This window comes from Bacillus sp. DTU_2020_1000418_1_SI_GHA_SEK_038 (assembly GCF_032341175.1).
GTDB lineage: Bacteria > Bacillota > Bacilli > Bacillales > Cytobacillaceae > Cytobacillus.
Genome location: NZ_CP135435.1, coordinates 2,306,235 through 2,332,291 on the forward strand (window position 1 = coordinate 2,306,235; position 26,057 = coordinate 2,332,291).

Below are 26,057 nucleotides of genomic sequence, written 5' to 3' on the forward strand. Positions count from 1 at the left end.
CAGAAAAATTCAGTGACTATTTTCCTATGATCTGGATTAACACTAATTTGGTATTAGGAATGCTTATTGTTTCGAAAACCTTAAAAGGGAGCTGCTGTCCTTTAAGGTGCCTGGCATTATACCAACATCTAGAGCAAACTTCAATAATTGGACAATAGATATTGAATAGCGGTGCCAGGCACCTTCGCCTTTAGGACAGCCCCTCCCCATTTTTTCTTACCAGTTCTTATGATCTAGATGAGCATATTTCGGCAAAAGTCTTGTTGGCATTTGGAGTGCGTCTTTTCTAAAAGGCGGAGCAAGCTGTGTTCCATCTACTTGAATATCAATGACAGTAGGTTTATTGGATTCGATGGCCTTTTGTATAGCGGGTCCCAGATCCTCAGGTCTGTTAACATTCATTCCTACTGCCCCCATAGATCTTGCAACCTCTGCAAAATCAGGATTTTGAATATCTGCACCTACAAATCGATTATTATAGAAATCTACTTGATTTTTCTTCTCCGCACACCATGCATTATTATTAAATACACATGCAATAACAGGAATATTTTCCTCAACTGCCGTACTTACCTCATGCAAACTCATACCCCATGCTCCATCTCCTACAATTGCAATGACAGGGCTGGTTGGATTCGCTAGTTTAGCTCCTAATGCTGAAGGATAGGCAAAGCCGGTGTTGCCAAATGTTAGAGCAGCAATATGTTGACGCGGATGATTAAATTTTAAGTAAGCATTTGCAGTTGATGATACATTCCCAATATCTGTTGTCACAATCGCATTTTCAGGTAATACCTTTGTTAATTCTAGCAGAGCACGCCTTGGATTAATAGGATTTCCTTCTACCATTGCTAGATCGATAAGCTCTTTTTCCCACTTATCTTTATCTTGTGAAACTTGGAGCAGCTTTTCTTGATTAGGCTCCTGATTTGGAAGCCTTTCCTTCAAGCGTTTTCCAATCTCAATGGCTGCTGCTTTGGCATCTCCGATAATTCCAATTTCAACAGGATGGGTACGGGCGATGTTCCTTGGATTAATATCAATTTGGATAATCTTTGCATTTTTTGGGAAGTAATCGATATCATAGCAAGGAAGTGTTCCAAAAACGGATAAACGTGTACCAATCGCCAACAATACGTCTGCATCCTTAAGCGTATTCATAGCTGCCTTTGATCCCATATAGCCAATGGGGCCAACTGCTAATGGATGATTGGCAGGAAAAGCATCATTATGCATATAGGAAACTGCTGTAGGAATTGTTAAATACTCTGCAATTTCCTTTACAGCCTCTATTCCATCAGAATCAACTACCCCGCGTCCGGAGATGATGACAGGATTTTTAGCTCGTGCTAACAATTCTACGGCACGATCGAGTGATTCTGGAGATCCGCATCCTCGATTATCAACACGATATTGATGTGGCTCTAGAATATAATCTTCCACCTCTCCATAGAAATAGTCTCTAGGAATATCAAAAAGGACAGGTCCTCTTTCAGCATAGGCTATTCTAAATGCAGTTCTTAAGCAATCAGCTACACGTTTTGGATGAGTGACCCGAACTGTTTCCTTCGTAATCGCTTTAAAGACAGAAACTTGATCACATTCCTGGAACCCATCCCATCCGACTGTTGGAGTACCTGCAGATGGGGAAATGACAACCATTGGTGTATGGGCTTGATTTGCAGCTGCAACAGATGTGACCATATTCGTAATGCCGGGCCCATTTTGACCGATAACCACCCCTGCTACTCCGCTGACTCTTGTATAGGCATCCTCCATATGGGCTGCACTTTGTTCATGGCGAACCCCAATGAATCGGATTCCCGCTGTTGGCAGAAGATCGAGCAAATCCATAAATGCGGATCCTAGAATTCCGGAAATATGAGTAACTCCTTCTGCAACCAGTGTTTCTACAATTGCCTCACTCGGTGTCATTTTTAATTTCTTTGTTTTGATTGATTCTAATTCTTTTTCAATTTTTGCCATTTAATAGCACTTCCTTCCTTAAAAGTTTAATAATCATTTAGATTTCATTTAATGTTTTGCAAAACATTTGTTACTGTTTCAACTACAAAATGTAAATCATCCTCAGTGGAAACTAGAGGAGGTGCAATGATGAGTACGTTGTTAAATCCTGGAACCGTGTCACCATTTCTGCCGATAATAAGTCCCTTTTCTTTACAGCGGGAAATGATGTTAGCCATAAACTCGTCTGATGCTGGCTGTTTTGATCCTTTATCTTCAACCATTTCAATTCCATATAAGAATCCTACATGACGGACCTCTCCAACGTTTTGATGGGAGATCAGGTCTTTTAATCTACCTAGTATTCGATTTCCGAGTGAGGCTACCCTTGCAACTATATTCTCATTTTCAATTATTTCTATGTTTTTAAGTGCAACTGCACAGCTTGCAGGATGACCGCCATATGTTGAAACATGTCGTAAATGATTTGATGTGCCTTCCTCCTTAAATTTTTCATAAATTCTAGAATGAACGGCTGTTGCTCCAAGCGGCAAATACCCGCTTGTTAAACCTTTTGCCATTGTAATAATGTCAGGCTGGACCCCATCTGAATGCATGAATCCAAACATTTTTCCGGTCCTTCCAAATCCTGAAACCACTTCATCCATAATCAGGAGAACATCGTGTTTTTTACAGATTTCAGAAACTCTCTGGAGATAGGACGGAGATGGTACAATAACCCCTCCTCCTGAAATGAATGGTTCCATGATGACTGCTGCTACAGTTTCTGATCCCTCCCATGCAATGATTTGATCGATAAAATCGGCAGCCACCTTATCACAGTCCGTCACTTCATCACCGAATGGGCATCGATAGCTGTATGGCAGAGGAACATGCATGAAACCTGGCATACTTGGACCATATTTATATCTTCTATTTGCCTGCGCAGTTGCACTAAGGGCACCTAAGGTTGTTCCATGATAGGCACGGTAGCGGGAAATGATTTTATGTTTTTCTGGATTTCCATTTTGAAAATGGTATTGTCTAGCAATTTTGAATGCGGTTTCATTTGCTTCCGAACCGCTGTTTGAGAAAAAGGTTCTGTATGAATCACCAAGAAGGTTACTAATTTTTGCGGATAATTGGATGGCTGGAATGTGACTTAACGTAAGAGGAAAATAAGAAAGCTTCATCATTTGTTCGGCTGCTGCATCAACAATTTCTTTCCGTCCGTGGCCTAAATTTAAGCACCATAATCCGGATACTCCATCTAAATAACGATTTCCGTCAATGTCAGTAAACCAGGCTCCTTCACCTGACTCTGCAACCATTGTTTTTCCGCCTTCAACAAAGCGGCTCATAGCATGCCATAAATGATCTTGGTCTTGTTTTACTAATTGATCGTTTACGTTTATTTGAAGATTCGTCATGTATTACGTGCCTCCTTTAATTATATTTGTCTCTTGTCATCATAACATCATGTCGTCCGTACCAGTTGAGAAATGATGATCTCATGACTTATTAAAACACAATCATTTTAAATTTTCAATATATTCTAAATAAAATAATAATATTTTTTGACAAAAAATTAATCTACAAACTTTAGTAGACTATAATTTTATGTTGTATGATACTATTAGGTCTCTTGGATTAAGCACTCACTGCCCTTTTATGTGTGTTTTTTGGACAGGTTAATTCGAAATGAATACATATCAGCTCGAAATGAAGCAATATAATATTCAATTAATTGATCATCGACATCCATCAATAGTCTTTCTGTATTTAATACATTTGTATTTTCAGGCAAGCCTAATAATTCGGCATCTCCCTTTGAAAGGAAACTGCTCGTAATAATTTGTTTTGCCTCCGATAATTTAATGTGTAAATTTTGTTCTAAAATATCAAAAAGTGTGCCTTTATCAATATCATATTTTGCCAGTTGCTCTCCAATTTCTACAGGATAATATTGAATTTCAATGGCTAACGGCTGATCATCCGCATACCGAATTCTTTTAATATAATACGCCTCTTGAAACCCTGTCGTATCAATAATTTCTTGTGGAGGAATAACCCGTCCATGCTCAATTAATTTGGCATCGGGCTTCATACCCATTTTACGTATGGTGTCTGTCGTACTTGTTAAATTGCCAAGCCATTCTTCAATCGGTTTGGTTGAAATAAAAGTTCCTTTTCCGTGAACCTTTTCAAGCACCCCTTCACGAACTAGATGAGAAACAGCTTCCCTTACAGTACTTCTGCTTACCTTATACCTATCCATTAGTTCTCTTTCACTGGGAATCTTTTCTTTATAAAATCCTTCATTTATTAATTCTTGAATTCCGTCCTTTAATTGGATATGGAGGGGGATTGGACTTTTTGGATCTAATTCCATATTATCTTCTTACCTCCTTATTATAAGTTGAACATATTATCTATCATCATTATTAATAATCATAGAATATTATGAGTGTGTTTTAAAGTAAAATAGATACACTTTTTACATTATTTATTCTTTTTAGAAAAAACATCTTTTTATAGGTATAAAAATACGCTTCTAATAATCAGAAACGTATCTTTATGAGAAGAGCAGTGTATTAAGATGCTTTGTTATGTGTGATTAACAATGTATCGTCTTTTCTAATGATTAATCGAGGTGCTGTTGAAACTAATAGAACAACAACGATTGAGCACAATACCCATGCTCCAAGCATTGTAACTCCGTTTGCTGCGAATGAGAATAAAGCTGGCGACATACCTTCAGGTGCATATTCGCCAAAGAAAATAACGCCTGCAAGGAAATGCCAGAAATAACGAGCAAGGCTTCCTGCAAATACGGCAGCAACCATCCAGCCTAATGCCTTCTTCTTAGAGCCGAATCTGATCTCTTTTTGAATTAAGTTATAGAATAGTCCAGCAAATCCAATACAGGCAAAGGCAATAAAATATTCAATAAATGCTTGTGTTGGAGTGGCAATCCAGGCGTCCCCCATTGCAATTTGCAAGACTCCCCAAAGCAACCCAGATAGCAAGCTAACCTTAAAACCCCAGCGAAAGGCAAGAATGAAAATTGGGACCATCGCAATTGAAATGGAAACTGATGGCATTGGTTTAATCGAAGGCAATAAGTCTAAGACAATGGCAAATGCTGCGAAAAAAGACGCCTCAATTAATGCAAGCAAACCTAATTTTTTCATAAAAAAATCTCCCCTTTTGTGTATTCCGTTACCTCAAGGGGAGAATAGAAAAACATCAGAAATAAACGTTCTATTCATGCCACATTCCTGCGCTAGAATTATCTAACAGGTTCGAAGGGTCAGAACAGTTATCTGTTCACTCTCAGCATAAAGCTCCCCTTGTGGTTACGTATATGTAATTTTGATCCAACATCAGTATAGTATAGTTTCCAACATTTGTGAAGGAGAATCTCTATTATCCTTTTGCTCTTCAAAATATGGCCATTCCCCTCACGAATTACATGAAAGTGTCCGTCACATCATCTGTAAATTTTTTTCCAGTTATTTCACCATTTTACATGAATATTGACCTATCCCTGTCTTTAAATATTACTTATACTAGTTAGGTACAGTAAGGAGGGAAAATAGTTGAAATTACAATTTAGAAAAGCTTCAACGATTGTACCAATTATTGTTGGATTCTTGGTGATTTTGGCTTCGGTTATATGGGCTGTTCAGGAAGGAAATAAAGAAATAGCCATTCCCTTTTCTTCTGTTGAGAAGTTATTAGCCTCACAAAATGGAGAAATGGTTGCCATTAATGAGCATAAAAACGGTAAACTGACAATTGTTACGAGCGAGGGTGAATTTGAGTCTCATGTGCCTCCGAACAGTCAGATAATTGATAAATTAGTAGAAAACTATAATGTTCAATATACATTTTCTTCAAGCAGCCCATATACACCATGGATACTTGGCGGGCTAGTTGTTTTACTAATAGTAATTGGTGTTTATTTATATAAATCAGGAAAAGGCGGACTTGGTGCTGCAAACACTATGAAGGAAAGTGTATCAAAAGCAAGACCACTCCCTTCTATTTCCCTTGCAGATGTTGGCGGGATTCAAGGTGAGATGAAGGAAGAAATTATGCAAACACTTTCAACTCTTAAAGATCCAGAACGTTCATTGAAAATGGGGGTAAATCCGCCAAAAGGAATATTATTATATGGACCTCCAGGCACAGGTAAAACCTTGCTGGCACAAGCCATTGCGAAGGAGCTTGGGGCGACCTTCTTTTCTACAAGCGGTTCAGCCTTTAATGAAATGTTTGTTGGAGTTGGCGCATCTCGTGTCCGTACTTTATTTCAAAATGCTAGAAAACAGAAGCCTGCTGTCATTTTTGTCGATGAAGTGGATGCACTTGCCGGCAAAAGAAAGCAGCACGGCGGCGAAGAAAGCGAAAAAACATTGACCGAGCTTCTTGTTCAATTAGATGGCGGTCATTCGAATGATGGAATTCTTTTCATCGCAGCAACAAACCGTAAGGATATGCTCGATGATGCATTCCTCCGACCTGGACGAATTGATTTCTCATTTAATGTACCACTTCCAGACACAAAAGGAAGGAAAGAGATTATTGACATTCATACGAAAAATCGTGTGTTAGCGGCTGATGTCATGAGTTCACTTGATGAGCTGGCAGAGAGCACATCAGGATTTTCAGGAGCCGACCTCCATTCTCTTTTTGAAACTGCAAGCAGAAGAGCGGTGAGAAATGGACAAAATGTTATAGCTAAAGAGGATTTAGATTTTGCACTAGACCGAACCATTCTAGGAAGCTCAACAAGATCACTTCAAGATCAAAATACAAAAAATCGTGTGGCTATTCATGAAGCAGGACATGCCCTTGTTGCTGCTATTACGAAGCCGGGTTCTGTTCGTAAAGCAACGATTATTCCTCGCGGACAAGCGCTTGGATATGTGGCCCCAATTCCGAAAGAGATGCATCTATCAACGACAAGCGACATGCTTGACCAAGTTGCTATGATTCTCGCTGGTGGTGTTGCTGAGCGCATTTACTTAGGAGAACATAGCATTGGTGTAAGTGGCGATGTGCAGCAAGCGAAGCAAATCATTGAACAGATGGTTGACACTGGCTTGCTTGAAGATGGATTTACTCTTACTTTTAATAAGGTAGAAAAAGAAGCGAAAATGCAGGAGTTATTCCAAAAAGCATTAGAAAAATCTGAAGGGCTCATTAACAATTATAGTGTCCAATTTGAAATATTAGTTCGCACCCTTATGAAAAAGGAAACTTTAGAAGGAATTGAAGTACAGGAAATTGTAAATAGTGAGCCTGAAAGTGATAAGGCTATTGTCTAATTTCGCCGACTCTATTGAGCCGGCTTTTTTATTTTTACAGATTTTCACTGAAAATGATGAAAATAAAGCACTTTTGTCGAATCATGATGTTTTATGATGAAAAATTGTTAAGGTAAAATATTTGATAATTAAAGGATTCACTCTGCCATTCGTTTAATTTAAAGATAAACACAAAATAAGACTAGAGGAATGGTTCTTTTGAAGGAATTTATTGCAGAACTGCTTTTTCATTTTTTTATTATGATGATTATCCCACTTGTGAATATCATTTTATCTCGTCAAAGCAGAAATAATAAAATTAATTTTACCTTTTTTCTCACTATTTGCCTTTCACTTTTAATATCATCGCTTTTTCCGGTTCGAATTACTGATGGACTAGAATTCGATTTAAAATTCATCCCTATTTTTATAGCCTTTTATTATATTGGTCCAAGATGGGGGTTAATGGCCATTGGCATCCTGCTTGGAATAACCCTATTTGTTGATATAACTAAATTAATTCCTAACATAATCAATTATTTCTTTATGACGATCTTATTTTTTATTGTTTATAAACATTACATAAGGAAAAGATTATTATTCAAGCTTTTAGCAGGAGTCATTTTTTATTTATTCATTTTTACAACACGGACGATATATCTAATGCAAACCGGAGCTATGGGAGATTTTCCTCACCTCGTTTGGTTTTCTATCGTTTCCATAATTACATTATCTACAACCATTTATTTAATCGAAATGAATAAGCTCCAGCTATTAATGATGGAGCAGCTGAAAAAGGCAGATAAATTAAATGCTATTAGCCAGCTTGCGGCATCCATTGCACATGAAATTAGAAATCCGATGACAACTATTCGCGGCTTCTTACAACTAATGAAAAACGAAAAAAATATTACTGCAAGTCAAGGGATGTTTATATCCCTATCTTTAGAAGAATTGGATAGGACTAATCAAATTATCAATGATTTTCTTTCTCTTGCACGTCCTATAAGTGAATTTACGGAAACGATTCCTTTATCGAATATCATGTTAGATATTTCCGATTTTATGAAACCATATGCTGTCATGTCCAACGTAAAAATGAACATTCATTTGGAGGATAATTTATATATTGCAGGAAATGTGAATGAATGCAAGCAATTATTCATTAATCTCATTAAAAACGGAATTGAGGCTATGCCTGATGGAGGGAATTTAGAAATAAACGGTTATCAGCGAAATGACATGGCAATCATTGAAATTAAGGATAATGGTGTCGGTTTTTCTGCTATTCAATTAAATCAGCTCGGACAACCTTATTATTCTACTAAAACAAAGGGAACCGGGCTTGGATTAATGATATCCTTTGATATCATCAAGCGATTGAAAGGCGATTATAATATAGAAAGTATTGAAAATAAAGGCACCATTTTTACAATCACTTTTCCTGTGAAAATGTAGGAGAAAAAGTTGGAAATCACGACAACTTTCGCTATCATCGGCAAATTGTGCTATTTTCTGACGGCACAACTCAGGAAATGTCTGAATTTGCGCTTTCCCAAGAAATATTTATTGAATATTTCGTCATCATTTACTGGTTAAAAAAGGAGGAAAGGTTACGACCCTTTTCCTCCTTTTTTTATTATTGAGAAATGTGACTTTGATTTGCATCTTATTTTTATTTAACTCATATACTATTGTCAAGGCCGTCCACCTCTTCTTATTCGCTTCGTTGCGGGACTAACCAGATCGGAATGTGGGCGGTCTTTTTATTGGCGGACTCTGGTTCCGTTATTATTGAAAATAATCCGATATTGAGCATTTATCGGACACTCGTTCCTTTATTTAACGAAAAACCGTCAATATCCTCTTGTTTTTTTCAAATAAAAGATTGTGTGCCCTTTAACCCCAAAAATACTCATGTATTTATGCAAATAAGGGATTCTGTGTCCTCTAAAAAGTCCACATCACTCAAACCATTTGACAATCAGTTATCTTTTTATTTCCTATGCATTTTAAATTCTAAGAAAAGATCATTGTAGTAGGCCAGCATTCTTTTTCCAAGGTTTTCGTAAACCTCAAGCTTCGCTGTCATTTCTTCATCCGGGTAAAAGCGCTCGTCACTAATGACTTCTTCATCCATAAATTCGAGTGCCCCTTTATTAGGCGTAGAATACCCAACATATTCTGTATTTTGCGCAGCAACTTCAGGATCAAGAATAAAATTAATAAATTTATGTGCTGCTTCTGGATTTTTTGAAGTCTTTGGAATGATCATATTGTCAAACCAGAGATTGGAGCCTTCCTCTGGCACAACATACTCAACATCTTCATTTTCCCACATAATTTCTTGCGCTACTCCGGACCAGACAAGGCCAATACCTGCTTCGCCATTTTCTAACAACATCCGAATTTCGTCCCCTACGATCGCTTTAATATTCGGTGTTAACAAATCAAGCTTTTCTTTCGCTTCAATAAGGTGTTTTTCATCTGTATCATTTAAAGAATAGCCTAAGCTATTTAAGCCCATTCCCATCACTTCACGGGCACCATCAATAATTAATATTTGATTTTTGAACTTTGGATCCCATAAATCATCCCAGCTAGTTATATCTATATCACCTAGCATCTTTTTATTATACGCGATTCCAACTGTTCCCCAAAAGTAAGGGATGGAATATTTATTTCCTGGATCGAATGGTAAATCCATAAATCGAGAATCGATATATTGAAGGTTCGGCACTTTTGAATGATCAATCGGGATAAGCAAATTTTCCTGCCTCATTTTATCAATTGCATACTCAGACGGAACAGCAATATCGTAAGAGGTTCCCCCCTGTTCAATTTTTGTCAACATGGCTTCATTCGAATCAAACGTTTCATAGATGACCTTTATCCCGGTTTCTTCTTCAAATCGTTTAATGAGATCCTGGTCGATATAATCTCCCCAGTTAAATATCGTCAAAGTATTTCCACTTGAATACCCTTGAGCAGAATTCAGTTTATTGACAAGCAGAATTAAACCGATTGAAACGATGATTACAGCAGCTAAGGCACGGACAAGCTGTTTCATTTCTTAACCCCCATTCCAGCTGGACGATTGCGCTTCGTGATAAAGTAATAACCAATTACGAGCAGCATCGTGAAAATAAACAGTAAAGTAGATAGGGCATTAATATTTAATGAAACTCCACGTCTTGCAAGTGAATAGATTTCAACAGACAATGTTGTAAAACCATTTCCTGTTACAAAAAACGTAACGGCAAAATCATCTAGAGAATACGTTAAAGCCATGAAAAATCCTGCAAAAATACCAGGTGTGATAAAAGGCAGAATCACCTTTGTCAGTACATCCCATCTGCTTGCACCTAAGTCAAGAGCTGCATAAATCATCGATGTACTCATCTCTTCAATTTTTGGCAGCACCATGATTACTACTATCGGTACACTAAAGGCAATATGGGCAAATAGTACAGAAACAAACCCTAATTTGATGCCAATAATAGTAAACAATATTAAAAATGACGCTCCGATAATTACATCTGGGCTGACAATAAGAACATTATTGAGAGAAAGAAGTGTGTTTTTTACTCTTCTTCTTCTGGCATAATAAATGGCAAGTGCACCGGCAACTCCTAGAATCGTAGAGATCGCAGCTGATAAAAGGGCAATAATCACTGTATTTAACACGATAATTAGAAGCCTAGTATCCCCGAATAGCTCGCGATACCAATCAAGGGTGAATCCTTCAAACTGATACATATTTCCGCCACTATTAAATGAATAAAACATTAAGTAAAAAATTGGAGCATACAGAATTAGAAATACAATGGCCAAATAGATTGATGAAAGCTTTGTTTTTTTCCTCATAGGATCCCCCTCTTTCTTCTACCGGTAAGTACCATAATGAGTACCATGGCAATAATTAGGAAGACAGCTATCGTTGAGCCCATTCCCCAGTCTTGAGTGACGAGGAAATGCTGTTCGATGGCTGTTCCGAGGGTGATAACACGGTTACCAGCAATTAGTCTAGTAAGCATAAACAATGAAAGTGCAGGAATGAACACGACTTGGCATCCTGACTTTACTCCATCCAGTGTTAAAGGGAAAATAACACGGGTAAAAGTTGTCCATGGTGAAGCGCCCAAATCATTCGATGCATCGACTAGAGATGGGTTTAATTCATCTAGCGCATTAAAGATCGGCAAGATCATAAATGGCAGAAAGATATAAACAGAAACAAAGATAAAGCTGAAATCCGTAAATAGAAGCTGCTTGCTGCCAACCCCCATTACTTCAAGGAAACTATTAGCCGCACCATATGTACCAAAGATACCGATAAACGCATAAGCTTTTAACAATAAATTAATCCACGAAGGAAGAATAATTAATAATAGCCATAGCTGCTTATGCCTAGTTTTTGTTAGCAAATAGGCTGTTGGATAAGCAATAATAAAGGCGAAAAATGTAATTAAAAACGCATACCAAAAGGAACTAAATGTCATTTTCAGATAGACAGGCGTAAAGAACTTTTTGTAATTATCAAAAGTAAATTGCCCTTCAATATCAAAAAACGAATAGTATACGACGAGAAGAATGGGTGTGACGACAAATAGTAGAATCCAAATAACATAAGGGATTAAATATAGATTACGAGAGTTAGTTTTCATAGCTTCCCTCTTCATATGCTTCTAAACGTTTGTCGAATTCTTCTTCGGTTTCTCCATGTCTCATGACGTGAATGGCCTCAGGATCAAAGTACAGCCCTATTTCTTCTCCTACCATTGCCTTTTTCGTTGAATGAACAAGCCATTCATTTCCATCCTGGTCATAGCAGCTAATCTCATAATGAACACCGCGGAAAAGCTGAGTGTCTACCTTCACTCTTAGTTTTCCTGAATCCAGCTTAGTTATTTCTAAATCTTCAGGACGGATAACAATATCAACGGCTTCATTCGGATTTAGTCCACCATCCACACAATCAAAGATCTTCCCGGCAAACTGGACAGAAAAGTCTTTAATCATCGTCCCTGGTACAATATTCGATTCACCAATGAAATCAGCAACAAATCGGTTAATCGGTTCATCATATATATCAGTTGGCGTTCCACTCTGTTCGATTTTTCCGTTATTCAAAACAAAAATCTCGTCAGACATCGCCAGAGCTTCTTCCTGGTCATGGGTAACAAAGATAAACGTAATGCCTAATCGGCGCTGCAGCTCACGAAGCTCGTACTGCATTTCTGTACGAAGTTTTAAATCTAGAGCTGATAAAGGCTCGTCAAGCAGAATCACTTCCGGTTCATTGACAATGGCTCTTGCGATGGCAACACGCTGGCGCTGCCCGCCCGACATCTCTCTAATTTCACGATTTTCATAGCCTTCAAGATTTACAAAGCGCAGTGCTTCCTTTACTTTACGGTCTACTTCATTATTTTTCATTTTTTTGATTCTCAAGCCAAATGCTACATTCTCAAAAACATTTAAATGCGGAAATAACGCATAGTCCTGAAATACAGTGTTAACTTGGCGTTTATTTGCAGGCACTTCGTTGACTAATTTTTCATTAATAAATACTTTCCCTGATGAAGGCTCAATAAAACCGGCAATCAGCCGTAATATAGTTGTTTTTCCACAGCCTGATGGGCCGAGAAGAGTATAGAATTTGCCTCTCTCAATCTCAAAGCTTACCTCTTTCAAAACAGGAGGATCATCATCATATTGTTTTGTTACATTCTCAAAGCGGATAATAGTGTTGTTCGTCATTTTATCTCCTTCTAATAAAAAAATTTCAATAAACATTTGCGCGGTTTTTATCGAAAAAAATCGAATAATTAGATATAGACATCAAACGTTATAATACCATATTCCTACCATTGGTGGAGATGTTTTTAGAAAATATTGTATGCTGAATAACAGTTGTCAAAGAAAGTCTTCCTGCACATAGATTATCTATGTGCAGGCGATGAGCATTCTATTTACTAGTTTCAAAAAACTTTTGGATTTCAAGATGTATATACTCCAATACCTTCACAATCTTGTCATCCTCATTTACTAGTGGAAGGCTCTTTCCTTTTATAGTCTGGAACACTGGTTTTACCATTGATTGACTGCTATTAACTAACCAATTTCCATTCATCTTCGTTAATTCTAGGTCAATAATACCAAGATGATTTCCCCAATAGCCAGCTTGTACAGCCGGGACCCCATTAATGGTTCCAGTTTCATCTTTTACACTGTAGAGGTTCTTCCAAGGGAAAATTAGATGGGTATGACCGTATAAAATAGCATCGATCCCTTCTACTTCACTTAAAAAATATACAGAATTCCCCTCTTTCTCCTTTAAACCTTTGTCAGGATTTAATCCAACATGTGCAAGTGCGATTATGATGTCTGCACCCATCTTTTTCATGATAGGTACAAAATGCTCAGCCGTATCCTGGATATTTTTTATCTTTAATTTACCTTGAAAATACTTCTTGTCCCATTCGGCTGCAATTGGGGTAAGAAAGCCGATAACACCAACTTTTAATTTTTGTTTATTTCCGTTAGTATCAATAAAGTTTCTATCTAAGATCAAAAACGGATTGAAATAATTAAGATCATCGCCATCGTATTGATTTTGATCATCTATATAAATATTGGCATTTACGTATGGGAACTTGGCTCCTTGCAAGCTTTTATGCAAAAAGTCTAATCCATGATTGAATTCATGATTTCCTACTGTTGCCGCATCATAATTAAGTCCATTCATCGCTTTGAATACAGGATGAAAATAATGATCGTCCATATAGTTGGTTTTATCCACATATTCGTCTAGAGCACTTCCTACAAGTACATCACCTACATCAAAAAGCAGTGAATTAATTTCCTCTTCACGCGCTTGCTTGATAAGTGATGCAGTTTTGGCTAATCCGAATTCTAGATTCGGTTTATTTTTCTTATAATTAAAACCTAACATATGTGAATGCAAATCCGTTGTTTCTAAAATTCGAAGCCGCAAGCTAGATTCCATGATCTCTTTGGCGTCTGTCCGATTTAAGACAATGAGCAAAAGGCTGATGATCAGTATGACTGGAATGATCACTTTTATTCTTTTCATCCAAACACCCCTTACTATATGTTTTCTTATTTTCTCTAATTTAGGTGATAATAATCGGATTTTAGCGAAATAGTTTATGCTTCCGTAATTATGAATAATTGGGCACATGACTTAAGGTTCATATTATTGCACGTATAAAAAAAGATGATAGAATACGCTCTATCATCTTGATACGGTTACTTATTTAAGATTTTAATAAAAGCCTTTTCCCAAAATGTCCATTTGAACATATTCCTCATAAGTAAGCTCTGCTTAACACCTTTGCCAATTGGGTATCTTAGCTCAGGCTGATGATTCTCAGCTATCTTAGTTATCTTCCTAGCTACCTCTCTTGGATCACCGAACGAATCTGATCCATTTTCAATATACTGCTGAATTTGACGCATATAATGATAGTAGGGAGATTCTTCATGAAGTGATCTTTCAGTTATATGCTTCCCGCTTGACCAAATATTTGTCTTATATGATCCTGCTTCGATCAGAACAACTTTGACGCCAAAAGGCTTCATTTCAAGCCTGAGGCATTCACTCCACCCTTCTAGAGCGTGTTTGGAAGAGACATAGGGAGACATCCCGGGGAATCCCATTCTCCCGCTGATGCTGCTCATATTAATGATTGTACCTTTTCCTTGGCTGCGCATTAGGGGCAAAAAGCTTTGAGTAACGGCAATAGCGCCAAAGAAATTTGTCTCAAATTGCTTTCTGTACTCATCAATAGGAATCTCTTCAACAAAGCCTGCACTTGCATATCCGGCATTATTGAATAGTAAATCAATCCGGCCAATTTTTTCCACATATTGTTTCAAATTTTCAATGGATGGCTGAGATGTAACATCGAGCTGGGAAACGGTAATATTTCCTTTAACTCTATTTAATCTTGCCTCTGATAAAAGCGTTTCACTTTTATTCGTATCCCTCATGGTCGCTATAACATCGTAATTTTTCTTAGCGAGCTCGATAGCTGTCAGAAGCCCAAAGCCGCTTGATGCTCCTGTAATAACGGCGATTTTTCTATTCAAATGTTGACTCCTTTCCAGAAGATATGGTTGATTTGTATTTATTTGTCGATGCGGTAAATACCCTTCTTTAACCCTGCAACCAAGAAGGATATCGATTGAGCAAAAAAGAATAATCCCCATAATTGAGCAGGAATAAACATAGTTGTATTTGCTAAACCTGTAGCGTCCCCTGCTGCATTCGGCTGAATAAAGCTAAGCATGAGGATCGTAAAGGAAGATGTTAGTGATTCTACTAAAAGGATACTAGCTATAATCAATAAACAATTTTGTACAAATGATACGGAACCTTTATATAATAACAGAATAAATAATGCGCCAAAGGAAATAAGCCAAAATACACCATAAACATTTCTAACCCAAAGCACCAGGTTTAAGCCAACAAATAGTAGCAAAATAATAATAAGTGGTTTATATTGTTTTCTGCTAATGAACCAAAAGGATAAATATGCGATAAATGATGAAAAAACATATCCGGCTATCCCGGTAAAAAAACTTCCAAACCAGTTCGTATGACTTGTATAAGTTACCCCTTCTGTATTCATAAATAACGAGATTGTATGAACCTTGCCGCCTAATAGGGCTATAATTGCGTGGCCAGATTCATGGATTAATGTATTAATCATACGTATATAGCTGCCAACGAACGGGATATTTGTTAGAATAATAGCTATTACAATAAACAAACTGAATTTCCAAGTGATATTTTGCTTTAGTAAACTCAATACTGATTCTCCTCTTTTTAGACATAAAAATGACCAAGTATCATTTTATTATATGATGCTTCCACTAAAGGTTTCAATTTCTGCCAATCAGGGAATTAATAATTTTAAATAAAATCATTATGAATATATATAAAAATATTATAAAATAAAAATAGTAAGTAATCATATGGGTTTTTACATCCATGGCACGGGAGGAATTATTCGTATAATGGAAACGATCCGTTCGTTTATTAATAATCATTCATTTAAAAGGCTGCTTATTTTTTCAATCTTAGTGTTTCTTCTTTATATGCTAAGAAGTATGATCAACCTGATCCTAATCACCTTTATTTTCTCCTTTTTATTGGATCGGCTTGTGAATATTGTATCAAATAAATTCAATTTACACCGCAAGCTAACCGTCCTAATCTCCTATTTATTAATTATTGGGCTTTTATCGATCGGTGTTATTAAATACTTGCCAATTATTATTGTAGAGATTTCACAGTTAGTCACACAATTGCAGCTGTTTTTAACACAGCCCCATGATCATGTTCTTGTTAATTATGTTTTAGGCATGATTGAAACAAAACAAATTTCAAATTATTTGGAACAGGGTTTTACTTTTCTACTTAAATACTTTAGCGGTATGAGTAAAGTCGGGATTCAAATCATGATGTCCCTTGTGTTAAGTTTATTTTTTCTTTTGGAAAAGCCAAAGCTTATTGAATTTACTTCAAAATTTAAACATAGTAAAATCGCACCGTTCTATAATGAAATTGAATTTTTCGCAAAAAAGTTTGTTTTAACATTTGGTAAAGTACTTGAGGCTCAATTTATTATTGCGTTAGTCAACTGTGGGCTAACAACTCTAGCGTTATGGATCATGGGCTTCCCGCAGCTAATGGGGCTTTCCATCCTTATCTTTTTCCTTGGCCTCATCCCAGTTGCTGGTGTCATTATCTCGCTAATTCCTTTATGTGCTATTGCCTATACAATTGGCGGCATCATGCAGGTTATCTACATTCTAATTGTGATCACGATCATTCATGCAGTCGAAGCCTATATCTTAAATCCAAAACTTATGTCTTCAAAAACAGACTTGCCTGTATTCTATACCTTTATCGTGTTGATTTTTTCCGAGCATTTCTTCGGTGTTTGGGGTCTAATTGTTGGGATACCAGTATTCGTTTTCTTTTTGGATGTGTTGGATGTGAGGAATAAGAAACAAATAAACTAACTAATTGAAAAAGCAGAGAGGTTAATGTGAACTCTCTGCTTTTTCTTTTGGTTCTGACTTATTCAGCCATTTTCCTCTATCGGTTCTTTTAGAATGTGAATGCCAGTATATACGCCTTTCAAACATGACCAGTGATTTTGCTGATTTGTTCAGAATTTTATTTATTCATTAATTGACCAATGTAATTTAGTTTTTCAGCTTCAATAGAATCAACTGCACCATCTAATATTTTTCTAATATCATTTAGAGTGTCATTTAAATCAACTGCTTCTCCCTGTTTTCCCGTGAAGGCTTCAGCAACATAAAATGGTTGTGTTAAATAAGCTTCCAGTTTTTCACCGCGTGCAAAGGTTTGAGTTTCGGCAGCTGGGAGCCGCTCTATCCCACCAACATTTACTAATAACCGGAGTTCACGATAGCGACGAAGAAGTTTTTGGGCTCGCTGCTGGATATTGAGGTGATTTTGGTCAAGATGCGCTCCTTCAAGTACTGAAGAAGTTGAATAGATTGGATTAACGGCAGGGAATTTATGTCTTGCTGATAAATCTGCGTCAAATTGCCAAACGGTTTCCAACGGTCCATATGGTAAATCTTCATCAACTGCTTCCCCTTTTAAATCAACGAGAAATGTTGTAACTGAATTGATATCAATAGCTTGCAATTTTTCTTGGAGCTCATAAATATCCCCTGTTAAAACATGGCTCCTGTCAGCTGCAAAAGCAATCTCATTTGCTTTTCCTTTTTCAGCTATTGCTTCATATGCTTCTTCAATTGAATGGACGATAATATCTGTATTAATTTTTACATCGTTTAATTCTGGATAGTTCCCTTCTGGCATGAGCAGAACTGTAACATACTGATCTTTCTTCAGTCTGAAAAATACTTCAGATAGTAAGACAAGCTGCCCCATCCCATGACGTGCAACTAATCCAATCGTGCCGCCCTTGGCAAGCGGAGCAAATAAATCAAGCGTTTTTATCTTAGTCTCGATCATTTCAATTTTCTCCCCTCTAATGATTAATTCATCCAAACTACATTCCGCAAGCTCAGCAAGAGCCGCTAAAGTTCGAACTTCACATCTGCCAACTGGAATTTTTCCGGTACACAAATTTGAAACAGTGGCCGGCCGTAAACCTACAGATTTAGCTGCAGTCGTCAAATTAGGTACCTTTTTTCGTAAAAGTGCCACATTCAATTTTAAATTTTCCAGTTTTCCCACCCCTTTACTTTATAAGGTAATATATTTTACTTTTAAACGCAATATTATTTTACTTTTCAGAGTAATTAATTTTTCTTTAAAATAAAAAATGGAGAACAAGAAATGAATCCGTCCTCCATTTTGCTAAAAATCATAATATTTTTGGTTTGTTTTTGTATTCTTCAAGCTGCATTTGCTCAAGTTCCAGTCGCATCTTTTGTGTCTCAATTAAATAATTCTCTTGTTTTAACTTTTCAAGCTCAATTTGGTCTTGTATCATTTTGTGCTGAATCTTAGTTTGTTTTTGAAAATGAGTTGTAACAATTGCGATGATTGGAATTGAAAATACCATTACGACTGCGATTGTTCCTGTCAACATCATTCCACCTCGTACTCACAAACGAGAAATGCCGTTTGTATTTATTTTCCTTAATCATAACATAAATAATGGAAAAGTATTCTAGATTTTTCGACACCATATTTTATCTTATTTGCAAATAACAGCAAAAAGAGCTGCCGAAGCAACTCTTTAGTTTAAACCATTACTTTACAAATATCATTTGTAAACTCGACCGGATCTTGGAGTGGAAGCCCCTCGATTAACAGCGCTTGATTATAAAGGAGGTTTGTATATAACGTCAATTTTTCTTTATCCTTTTCAAACGCATTCTTTAATGATTGGAAAACCTCATGATTTACATTAATTTCTAAAACCTTATCAGCTTTAACATTTTGATTATCTGGCATTGAATTAAGGATTTTTTCCATTTCAATTGTTACTTCCCCATCGGAAGATAAACAAACAGGGTGGGTTCTTAACCTTTTTGATACCCTTACATCCTTTACTTTTCCTGATAAAATTTCTTTCATACTGTCAAACAGCTCTTTATTCCCATTTACTTCCTTGTCCGTATCTTGGTTATTTTCATTCTCGTCAATACCTAAATCAGCGCTTGAAACAGACTTAAACTCCTTCTCTTTATAGGTCATTAACATTTTAATGGCAAACTCATCAATATCATCAGTGAAGTATAGGATTTCATAGCCCTTTTCTGCCACTAACTCTGCTTGTGGCAGCTTGGCAATTCTCTCGTTCGATTCTCCAGAAGCGTAATAGATGTATTTTTGATCTTCAGGCATTCGAGATACATATTCATCTAAAGTAACTAGCTTCTTTTCTTTTGAAGAATAGAACATTAATAAATCTTGTAAAACCTCTTTATGCATACCAAAATCATTATATACGCCAAACTTTAACTGTCTGCCAAAAGATTGATAAAACGATTCGTATTTCTCTCTATCATTTTTCAGCAAACTTTGCAGTTCACTTTTAATTTTTTTGTTAATATTTTTGGCAATGAGCTTTAATTGGCGATCGTGCTGTAAGATCTCTCTAGAAATATTAAGAGATAAATCCTCAGAATCAACCATTCCTTTTACAAAGCTAAAATAGTCTGGAAGCAAATCAGCGCATTTATTCATGATTAAAACACCATTTGAATACAACTCTAATCCCTTTTCAAACTCTTTTGAATAATAATCAAATGGAATTTTCTCAGGAATATATAAAATGGCATTGTACCGGATCGTTCCATCTGCACTAATATGAATATGCTTTAAAGGCTTATCAAAGCCGTAATGCTTTTCATTATAAAATGCTGTATAATCTTCTTCCGTGAGTTCATTCTTGTTCTTTCTCCAAATCGGAACCATACTATTAATAATTTGTTCCTCTGTATAGTCCTCTAATTCATTTTCGCTGCCTTCTTTAGGCCTTTTACCGCTAATATCCATTTTAATCGGATAGCGGATAAAGTCTGAGTATTTTTTTATGATCGCTTTTAATCGATATTCGTCCAGATACTCATCATACGTATCTTCTTCATGATTTTCTTTTATTTTTAAAATAATTTCAGTGCCTACTAGCTCTTTATCGCATGGTGTGATTGTGTATCCATCCGCACCCTCGGATTCCCACTTGTAGGCTTGATCACTGCCTAAAGCTTTACTAATAACAGTTACAACATCTGCAACCATAAACGCTGCATAAAATCCAACTCCGAATTGACCAATAATATCATGTCCATCTTTTAGTTCATTTTCTTTTTTAAATGCTAAAGAACCGCTTTTGGCAATGATCCCGAGATTGGTTACTAATTCTTCCTTCGTCATTCCGATTCCAGTATCGATTATCGATAAAGTACGATTCTCTTTATTAGGAACAACCTTTATGTAGTAGTCTTCTTTGTTAAAACTTAAATTTTCATCTGTTAATGCTTTGTAATAAATTTTGTCAATCGCATCACTAGCATTCGAAATCAACTCTCGCAGGAAAACCTCTTTTTGAGAATAGATCGAGTTGATCATCATTTCTAAGAGCCTTTTAGATTCAGCTTGAAATTGTATTTTTTCCATTGTGTCCTCTCCTTCCTAGACTTTACATCCATTAGAATGAATAGCCATGTTAGCACTCTTCCCGTTAGAGTGCTAAACCACTAACAATTAAATACCATATCCTTTTTTTCTTGTCAATTGAAGTATCATCAATTAATGATAAAATGAATAACAGAATGGTATTTAGAAGATTTTGCTATATTTTATACAAAGGAGAGTTTGCTAAAGATGAAACAATGGACACATGAGGTGGAAATAGATGCCCCTATCGAAAAAATATGGAATCTCCTTAATGGCTCATTAGAGAATATGCAGAAAATAATGCCAAATGTAGTTGAAAACACACCAATAAAGATTACAGATGAAGGGGTCGGAAGTGTATACCGTCAAAAGTATAAAGAAGGTAATCGAGTCGAAGAGTATGAAGTTGAAACAATAGAATATCTGGATTCATCCACGTATAAAAAGTTAAAAGTTGGGTTTACATTGGCAAACATGTTCGACATAACAGCTTTTTATGAATTAATTCATATTAATGATGAAAAGACTTTATTTAAATACACAGTTACCAATCGACCATTAAAATGGTTTGTTAAATTTCTCTTGCTATTATCAAACAAGAAGGTTGTTGTAGAATTTTCGGACAGGGTCAAGCAAATCGCTGAATCTGAAGCTTAATAGTTAAAGGAGGCAGTGTAAAAATTGATTAATAGATGGTTAAAGGAATCGAAATATACAGTAGTGTTTACTGGTGCAGGGATGTCAACCGAAAGCGGATTGCCAGACTTCCGCTCTTCGAAACAAGGTTTATGGAATAAAAAGGATCCAAGTAAGATTGCCAGCGTAAAATCACTTAATGAAAATGTGGACGAATTCATTGAATTTTATCGTGAGCGAGTCTTAGGGGTAAAGGAGTATCAGCCGCATAAAGGACACTATATTTTAGCAGCTTGGGAAAAACGCGGGGTTATTCAATCAATAATTACTCAGAATGTCGATGGTTTTCACCAACTCGCAGGAAACAAGAGAGTTGCAGAGCTCCACGGGACATTACAACAATTACATTGCCAGTCTTGCGGGAAAAAATACAGCAGCGAAGAATATATCAATCAAGAGTATAATTGTCAGTGCGGGGGATTATTGCGCCCATCCATTGTGTTATTCGGCGAATCATTACCTGAAGCAGCTTTTCAATTTGCATTGAATGAGGCGGAGCAGGCTGAATTGTTCATTGTTTTAGGCTCTTCCCTTACTGTTACGCCAGCCAACCAATTTCCATTGATTGCAAAAAAGAACGGAGCTAAGTTAGTGATCGTGAATATGGAGCCAACAGATTTTGATACCTATGCTGATGAAGTCATCAACGGTAAGGAGATAGGTAATTGGCTGATTCAACTAAATAACTAAATTTCGATATAGCCATATATAAACAAATACCTTATATATATAAAATATAATAAGGGCTATCCATAATGAATATGGAACAGCCCCTTAACATATTTTACCTATCTACTTAAACCAGCCCATTCGCCATAGAACGAATAACAAGGTAGACCCGACTAAAAGCATAACGCCAAGTACCCCAAAATAGCCCCATTTCCATGTAAGTTCCGGCATGTATTCGAAGTTCATCCCATATATGCTGGCAATGAAGGTTAAAGGAATAAAAATGGAAGACATTACAGTCAGGGTTTTCATGATATTATTCATTCGATCCGAATTTATTGAGAGATAGCTGTCTCGAATATCTTTTGTCATTTCACGATTGGACTCAATCATTTCCGAAAGCTTAAGTAAATGATCATATATATCCATGAAATACATTCTTTCATCCTTTGGGATAATAACCCTCTCAGAATTTAAAATCCGATATAATAATTCACGCATTGGGAAAATCGTTCTCCGCAGTTTCAACAATTGGCTTCGTAATTCGAATACATTATTCATTAAATCTTTCTTGGCATCTTTTAGTTCAATCTCATTTAACTTATCCTCAATTTTATAAACAGCAGGAAAGTACTCATCCACTATTTTATCCATCAATTGATAAAACAAATGTAAAGCTCCTTTTTTATAATGGAAATCATCAGCTAATAACTTTTGTCTTACGATGGTAATTTCCGATGAAGGAGTTAAATGAAAGGTGACGATGAAATTTTTCCCTACAAACACATCCACTTCTTCTGGTAAAAGTGTATGCTGATTTAATGTATGGATGACATAAAAGTCATAGCCTTCATAGTAATCAAGCTTCGGCCGCTGCAGTAAATGCAGACAATCGTCAATTGCTAATGGATGGAAGTTAAAATGGGTTTTAAGAAGATTCGTTTCTTCTTCAGTTGGAGATTCAAAGTCTATCCAAAACCATTTTATATCGTCTTGAAATAATTGTTCAATTGGCAGATTCTCTGCAAGCTGATAGTCACTTGTTATCGAAAAAGAACGGATCATTTGGATAAAATCCTCCTATAACGAATAGTTTGCATTAGATGTGAAGGAAACTAATTCAAAAAGAAAAAAAGAATAGGAAAAATTCCTAATTCTTTTTTTCTTATATGTCTTTCCTTTTCACTTCTTTCATCAAATATTCAACAAATACATCATCTCTTACAAGCCAAGCTGCATAATTTCTTTTTAAGTAACTTTCGGCTTCTTCAAAACTTGAATAGTTATGATTCATTTTTGTATTATTTTGTTCAATGCTCCATGTTCCATCATCGTTTGAATATAAAAGAAATAAATCATCCGTTCGATTTGTATATAGAGTTCCAAAAGGCGACTGTTTCAAATTATAGCGATTTTGCTTTGAATCCTCTCTTAATGGTTCTAAATGAAATGTTTCTGCAGCAAACTGTCGATAGGCTTTTTCAGTTAATGAACAGCCTGATGCTTTCGCATGGCCGCCACCGCCATATTGTCCCGCCACTTCAGAAACATCTATATGATCATGGATGGTTCGGAATCCAAGCCGTTTTCCGCCAATATTTATTATGGCGATATAATCAAGATGGGGATATTCTTTTCCTAATTCATTCCCAAGCTCGGAATGGTAAGATTCTGCATAAACAATTCCAGCAAAATATTTACCAATTTTCGTTTGGACCAACTCTCGCCTTTTCCGGCGTATGTAGCGTTCAATTTTATCTTCTTCCATATCCAGAATCTTTTGTTCAAACTCATCAAAGCGAAAATGATCACTCGTTTTGAGCCGGCTAATCATTTTTTCTTCAAATTCCTCAATTGAAACTAGAAAAAAGAGTGCATTCAGCCGCTGAGCCTGCTGGTTGTTATTCTTTTCCCATTCCCACGTGTCATATTGCCTGACAAGCTCAACAAATTCTGTGATTGCTTCTGATGGATTTAGCAGCTGATTGGAAACAAGATATTCATAAAGTAAGGACGTAGCAGAAGTTAATTTACCTTCATCGTCTTCAACAATAACATGCCCCCAATTATAATCGTTGTAATGCAGAGACGTTTTATGATGATCCAGGAGCTGTAACTTCCCGCCCGAGTGGTAAAACTCTTCAAGTCTGGCTTCATTTTCTTTACTAACGGATAAATCTGTAATAAATAGAAATGTTTCCTTGCTATCGTTTTCTAAAAACCATTCCACTTCACGGTCGAGACCCGACACGGAATTGTAGCGTACCTTTACTTGCTTATCAAATGCAAGCTTGGCCAATATTCCACAGCCTACACCGTCCAAGTCATTATGTGATAATAGTTTGTACATGAACTTCACCCCTGAACGTAGTATGGTTCGAATTTTGAAAAATTATAAATAATTGTTAATTTCTTTAGTGATGAAATCTATTATATCCTCATAATATGATTGTTCATGCGGAACAAAATCTTTTCTCCTTACTTGCTTCCGAACGGTTATTTTTTTTCCAAACTGATTAATTTCGAATCCTTCTACCATAATTTCATCACAATCTCGTAGCATTAGTCTTGAAAAGTCTTGAAATTCAGCTTTAACAATTCCCGCTACTTCTTCTTTTTGCAAAATGTACTCATTAATAGAAAATTGACTCTTATATAAAAAAACATGTGAAATTTCATTATCAATAAATTCATTCCTAGTATGGCTGTACTCAATAATACCTAAAGGAACCAACTCATTAAATGTGACATCGATCCCTAATTCCTCTTTTATTTCCCGAACACCATCTTGAATGGTTTCCTGTGCTAAAATATGCCCAGCTGCTGTAATATCTAATAAATCGGGATAATCTTTCTTTAAAGCACTTCTTTTTTGCAGATAAATATAATGTACCCCATCTTCTTCACTTATGAACCAACAATGAAATGTTTCATGCCAATATCCTGCTCTATGTACTTCCTCCCTTGAGGCAACTCCTCTAGGATTTCTTTGTCGATCAAATATGTTTAGAAATTCTTGTTCCATCACTTTCTCCTTTGCTTAGGTTTTTTACCTGAATTTTCCTACTAAAATGATTATATCTATTAATTTAGAAACATCACATTAATTTCCCTTAGAAATAAATAAATTAAACACTAATTTTCCCTAACTATGATAATATTGGAAAAAATACATTTTGAAAAATAATAAGAAAGGTGGATTAACATGAAGTATTCTATCCGGATTATGACGCTCGATGATATTCCACAGGTACAAAATGTGGCAAAATCAAGCTGGAATCATACATATGAAGGAATCATCCCAAGAGACATCCAAGATAATTTCTTAAAATCGGCTTATAACTATGAAATGATGAAAAGAAGATTGGAGCATTCCTATTTATATGTTTCAGAAATAGATGGAAAAATTGTAGGTTTTGCTAATTTTTCTCCTGTTAAAGAACATGGAGAGATTGAACTTGGCGCCATTTATCTTTTGCCGGAATATCAAGGGAAAGGGATTGGAACAGCATTGCTCCGTGAAGGGCTTCATCTTATTGAAGGAATTAACGAGGTTTATATAAATGTAGAAAGAGATAATCATATAGGGAAAAATTTTTACGATGCCAAAGGTTTTACAGTAGTATCTGAATTTGACGACAACTTTGACGGACATATTTTGAAAACCGTTCGAATGGTTCTAAAAAAAATAGATTGAGATAAGATTTTTTTAAAAAAGCTCGCCTTTATAGCGAGCTTTT

23 protein-coding genes and 1 riboswitch are annotated in these 26,057 nt (G+C 36.2%); of the genes, 6 read left to right on the top strand and 17 right to left on the bottom strand.

Annotated elements, in window-relative coordinates:
* Positions 1–216: 216 nt before the first annotated feature.
* From xsc to thiT, 4 genes are all read right to left on the bottom strand, one after another.
* The gene (gene xsc, locus RRV45_RS11435; RefSeq protein ID WP_315664821.1) at positions 217–1,986 is read right to left on the bottom strand and encodes a sulfoacetaldehyde acetyltransferase; all 1,770 of its coding nucleotides are present in this window, start codon (positions 1,984–1,986) and stop codon (positions 217–219) included.
* A 44-nt stretch (positions 1,987–2,030) separates the two neighbouring features.
* Positions 2,031–3,395: an aminotransferase gene (locus RRV45_RS11440; RefSeq protein ID WP_315664822.1), complete on the bottom strand. Its 1,365-nt coding sequence runs from the start codon at positions 3,393–3,395 to the stop codon at positions 2,031–2,033.
* Positions 3,396–3,634: 239 nt separating this feature from the next.
* Positions 3,635–4,357, bottom strand: coding sequence for a GntR family transcriptional regulator (locus tag RRV45_RS11445; RefSeq protein WP_315664823.1), 723 nt, complete (start codon positions 4,355–4,357; stop codon positions 3,635–3,637).
* A 202-nt stretch (positions 4,358–4,559) separates the two neighbouring features.
* On the bottom strand, positions 4,560–5,159 hold the full coding sequence (gene thiT / locus RRV45_RS11450) for an energy-coupled thiamine transporter ThiT (RefSeq protein WP_315664824.1): 600 nt from the start codon (positions 5,157–5,159) through the stop codon (positions 4,560–4,562).
* Positions 5,160–5,226: 67 nt separating this feature from the next.
* A riboswitch (TPP riboswitch) is annotated at positions 5,227–5,329 on the bottom strand.
* 238 nt (positions 5,330–5,567) lie between these two features.
* Here thiT and RRV45_RS11455 point away from each other — a divergent pair.
* Both RRV45_RS11455 and RRV45_RS11460 read left to right on the top strand, forming a co-directional pair.
* A complete protein-coding gene (locus tag RRV45_RS11455; RefSeq protein ID WP_315664825.1) occupies positions 5,568–7,301 on the top strand; it encodes an AAA family ATPase in 1,734 nt (577 codons plus the stop codon).
* 198 nt (positions 7,302–7,499) lie between these two features.
* Entirely contained in the window at positions 7,500–8,738 is a 1,239-nt protein-coding gene (locus tag RRV45_RS11460) for an ATP-binding protein (RefSeq protein ID WP_315664826.1), read from the top strand.
* Positions 8,739–9,276: 538 nt separating this feature from the next.
* Here the strand turns inward: RRV45_RS11460 and RRV45_RS11465 are convergent.
* The 7 genes from RRV45_RS11465 to RRV45_RS11495 all read right to left on the bottom strand — a co-directional run bounded on the left by RRV45_RS11465 (position 9,277) and on the right by RRV45_RS11495 (position 16,120).
* Positions 9,277–10,350 (bottom strand): ABC transporter substrate-binding protein, encoded by a 1,074-nt coding sequence (locus RRV45_RS11465; RefSeq protein WP_315664827.1) that lies wholly within the window; start codon positions 10,348–10,350, stop codon positions 9,277–9,279.
* Positions 10,347–11,147, bottom strand: coding sequence for an ABC transporter permease (locus RRV45_RS11470; protein ID WP_315664828.1), 801 nt, complete (start codon positions 11,145–11,147; stop codon positions 10,347–10,349). The genes RRV45_RS11465 and RRV45_RS11470 overlap by 4 nt, the downstream gene beginning before the upstream one ends.
* Complete coding sequence (locus tag RRV45_RS11475) at positions 11,144–11,947, bottom strand: ABC transporter permease (RefSeq protein ID WP_315664829.1); 804 nt, start codon at positions 11,945–11,947, stop codon at positions 11,144–11,146. Before RRV45_RS11475 ends, RRV45_RS11470 begins: the two co-directional genes overlap by 4 nt.
* Positions 11,937–13,043 carry an ABC transporter ATP-binding protein gene (locus RRV45_RS11480; protein ID WP_315664830.1) on the bottom strand — a complete coding sequence of 369 codons (1,107 nt, stop codon included), beginning with the start codon at positions 13,041–13,043 and terminating at the stop codon, positions 11,937–11,939. Before RRV45_RS11480 ends, RRV45_RS11475 begins: the two co-directional genes overlap by 11 nt.
* Positions 13,044–13,251: 208 nt before the next feature.
* Positions 13,252–14,379, bottom strand: a complete 1,128-nt coding sequence (locus tag RRV45_RS11485; RefSeq protein ID WP_315664831.1) for a metallophosphoesterase — start codon at positions 14,377–14,379, stop codon at positions 13,252–13,254.
* A 176-nt stretch (positions 14,380–14,555) separates the two neighbouring features.
* Complete coding sequence (locus RRV45_RS11490) at positions 14,556–15,398, bottom strand: oxidoreductase (RefSeq protein WP_315664832.1); 843 nt, start codon at positions 15,396–15,398, stop codon at positions 14,556–14,558.
* A gap of 38 nt (positions 15,399–15,436) precedes the next feature.
* On the bottom strand, positions 15,437–16,120 hold the full coding sequence (locus tag RRV45_RS11495) for a M50 family metallopeptidase (RefSeq protein ID WP_315664833.1): 684 nt from the start codon (positions 16,118–16,120) through the stop codon (positions 15,437–15,439).
* Positions 16,121–16,328: 208 nt separating this feature from the next.
* Here RRV45_RS11495 and RRV45_RS11500 point away from each other — a divergent pair, with 208 nt between their 5' ends.
* Positions 16,329–17,339 (top strand): AI-2E family transporter, encoded by a 1,011-nt coding sequence (locus RRV45_RS11500; RefSeq protein ID WP_315664834.1) that lies wholly within the window; start codon positions 16,329–16,331, stop codon positions 17,337–17,339.
* Between the two features lie 157 nt (positions 17,340–17,496).
* Here RRV45_RS11500 and RRV45_RS11505 read toward each other — a convergent pair whose 3' ends face one another.
* The 3 genes from RRV45_RS11505 to htpG all read right to left on the bottom strand — a co-directional run bounded on the left by RRV45_RS11505 (position 17,497) and on the right by htpG (position 20,952).
* Positions 17,497–18,549 carry an ATP synthase beta subunit C-terminal domain-containing protein gene (locus RRV45_RS11505; RefSeq protein ID WP_315669013.1) on the bottom strand — a complete coding sequence of 351 codons (1,053 nt, stop codon included), beginning with the start codon at positions 18,547–18,549 and terminating at the stop codon, positions 17,497–17,499.
* A 139-nt stretch (positions 18,550–18,688) separates the two neighbouring features.
* Positions 18,689–18,913 carry a hypothetical protein gene (locus RRV45_RS11510; protein ID WP_315669015.1) on the bottom strand — a complete coding sequence of 75 codons (225 nt, stop codon included), beginning with the start codon at positions 18,911–18,913 and terminating at the stop codon, positions 18,689–18,691.
* A 158-nt stretch (positions 18,914–19,071) separates the two neighbouring features.
* Positions 19,072–20,952, bottom strand: coding sequence for a molecular chaperone HtpG (htpG, locus tag RRV45_RS11515; protein WP_315664835.1), 1,881 nt, complete (start codon positions 20,950–20,952; stop codon positions 19,072–19,074).
* A gap of 207 nt (positions 20,953–21,159) precedes the next feature.
* On the opposite strand from htpG, the gene RRV45_RS11520 reads away from it, so the two are divergent.
* A complete protein-coding gene (locus RRV45_RS11520) occupies positions 21,160–21,609 on the top strand; it encodes an SRPBCC family protein (RefSeq protein ID WP_315664836.1) in 450 nt (149 codons plus the stop codon).
* Between the two features lie 24 nt (positions 21,610–21,633).
* The gene (locus tag RRV45_RS11525) at positions 21,634–22,338 is read left to right on the top strand and encodes an NAD-dependent protein deacylase (RefSeq protein ID WP_315664837.1); all 705 of its coding nucleotides are present in this window, start codon (positions 21,634–21,636) and stop codon (positions 22,336–22,338) included.
* Positions 22,339–22,440: 102 nt separating this feature from the next.
* Here RRV45_RS11525 and corA read toward each other — a convergent pair whose 3' ends face one another.
* The 3 genes from corA to RRV45_RS11540 all read right to left on the bottom strand — a co-directional run bounded on the left by corA (position 22,441) and on the right by RRV45_RS11540 (position 25,342).
* A complete protein-coding gene (gene corA / locus RRV45_RS11530; RefSeq protein ID WP_315664838.1) occupies positions 22,441–23,382 on the bottom strand; it encodes a magnesium/cobalt transporter CorA in 942 nt (313 codons plus the stop codon).
* Between the two features lie 100 nt (positions 23,383–23,482).
* Entirely contained in the window at positions 23,483–24,667 is a 1,185-nt protein-coding gene (locus RRV45_RS11535; protein WP_315664839.1) for a DHH family phosphoesterase, read from the bottom strand.
* Positions 24,668–24,709: 42 nt separating this feature from the next.
* On the bottom strand, positions 24,710–25,342 hold the full coding sequence (locus RRV45_RS11540; protein WP_315664840.1) for an NUDIX hydrolase: 633 nt from the start codon (positions 25,340–25,342) through the stop codon (positions 24,710–24,712).
* A 180-nt stretch (positions 25,343–25,522) separates the two neighbouring features.
* On the opposite strand from RRV45_RS11540, the gene RRV45_RS11545 reads away from it, so the two are divergent.
* Complete coding sequence (locus RRV45_RS11545; protein ID WP_315664841.1) at positions 25,523–26,014, top strand: GNAT family N-acetyltransferase; 492 nt, start codon at positions 25,523–25,525, stop codon at positions 26,012–26,014.
* Positions 26,015–26,057 lie beyond the last annotated feature (43 nt).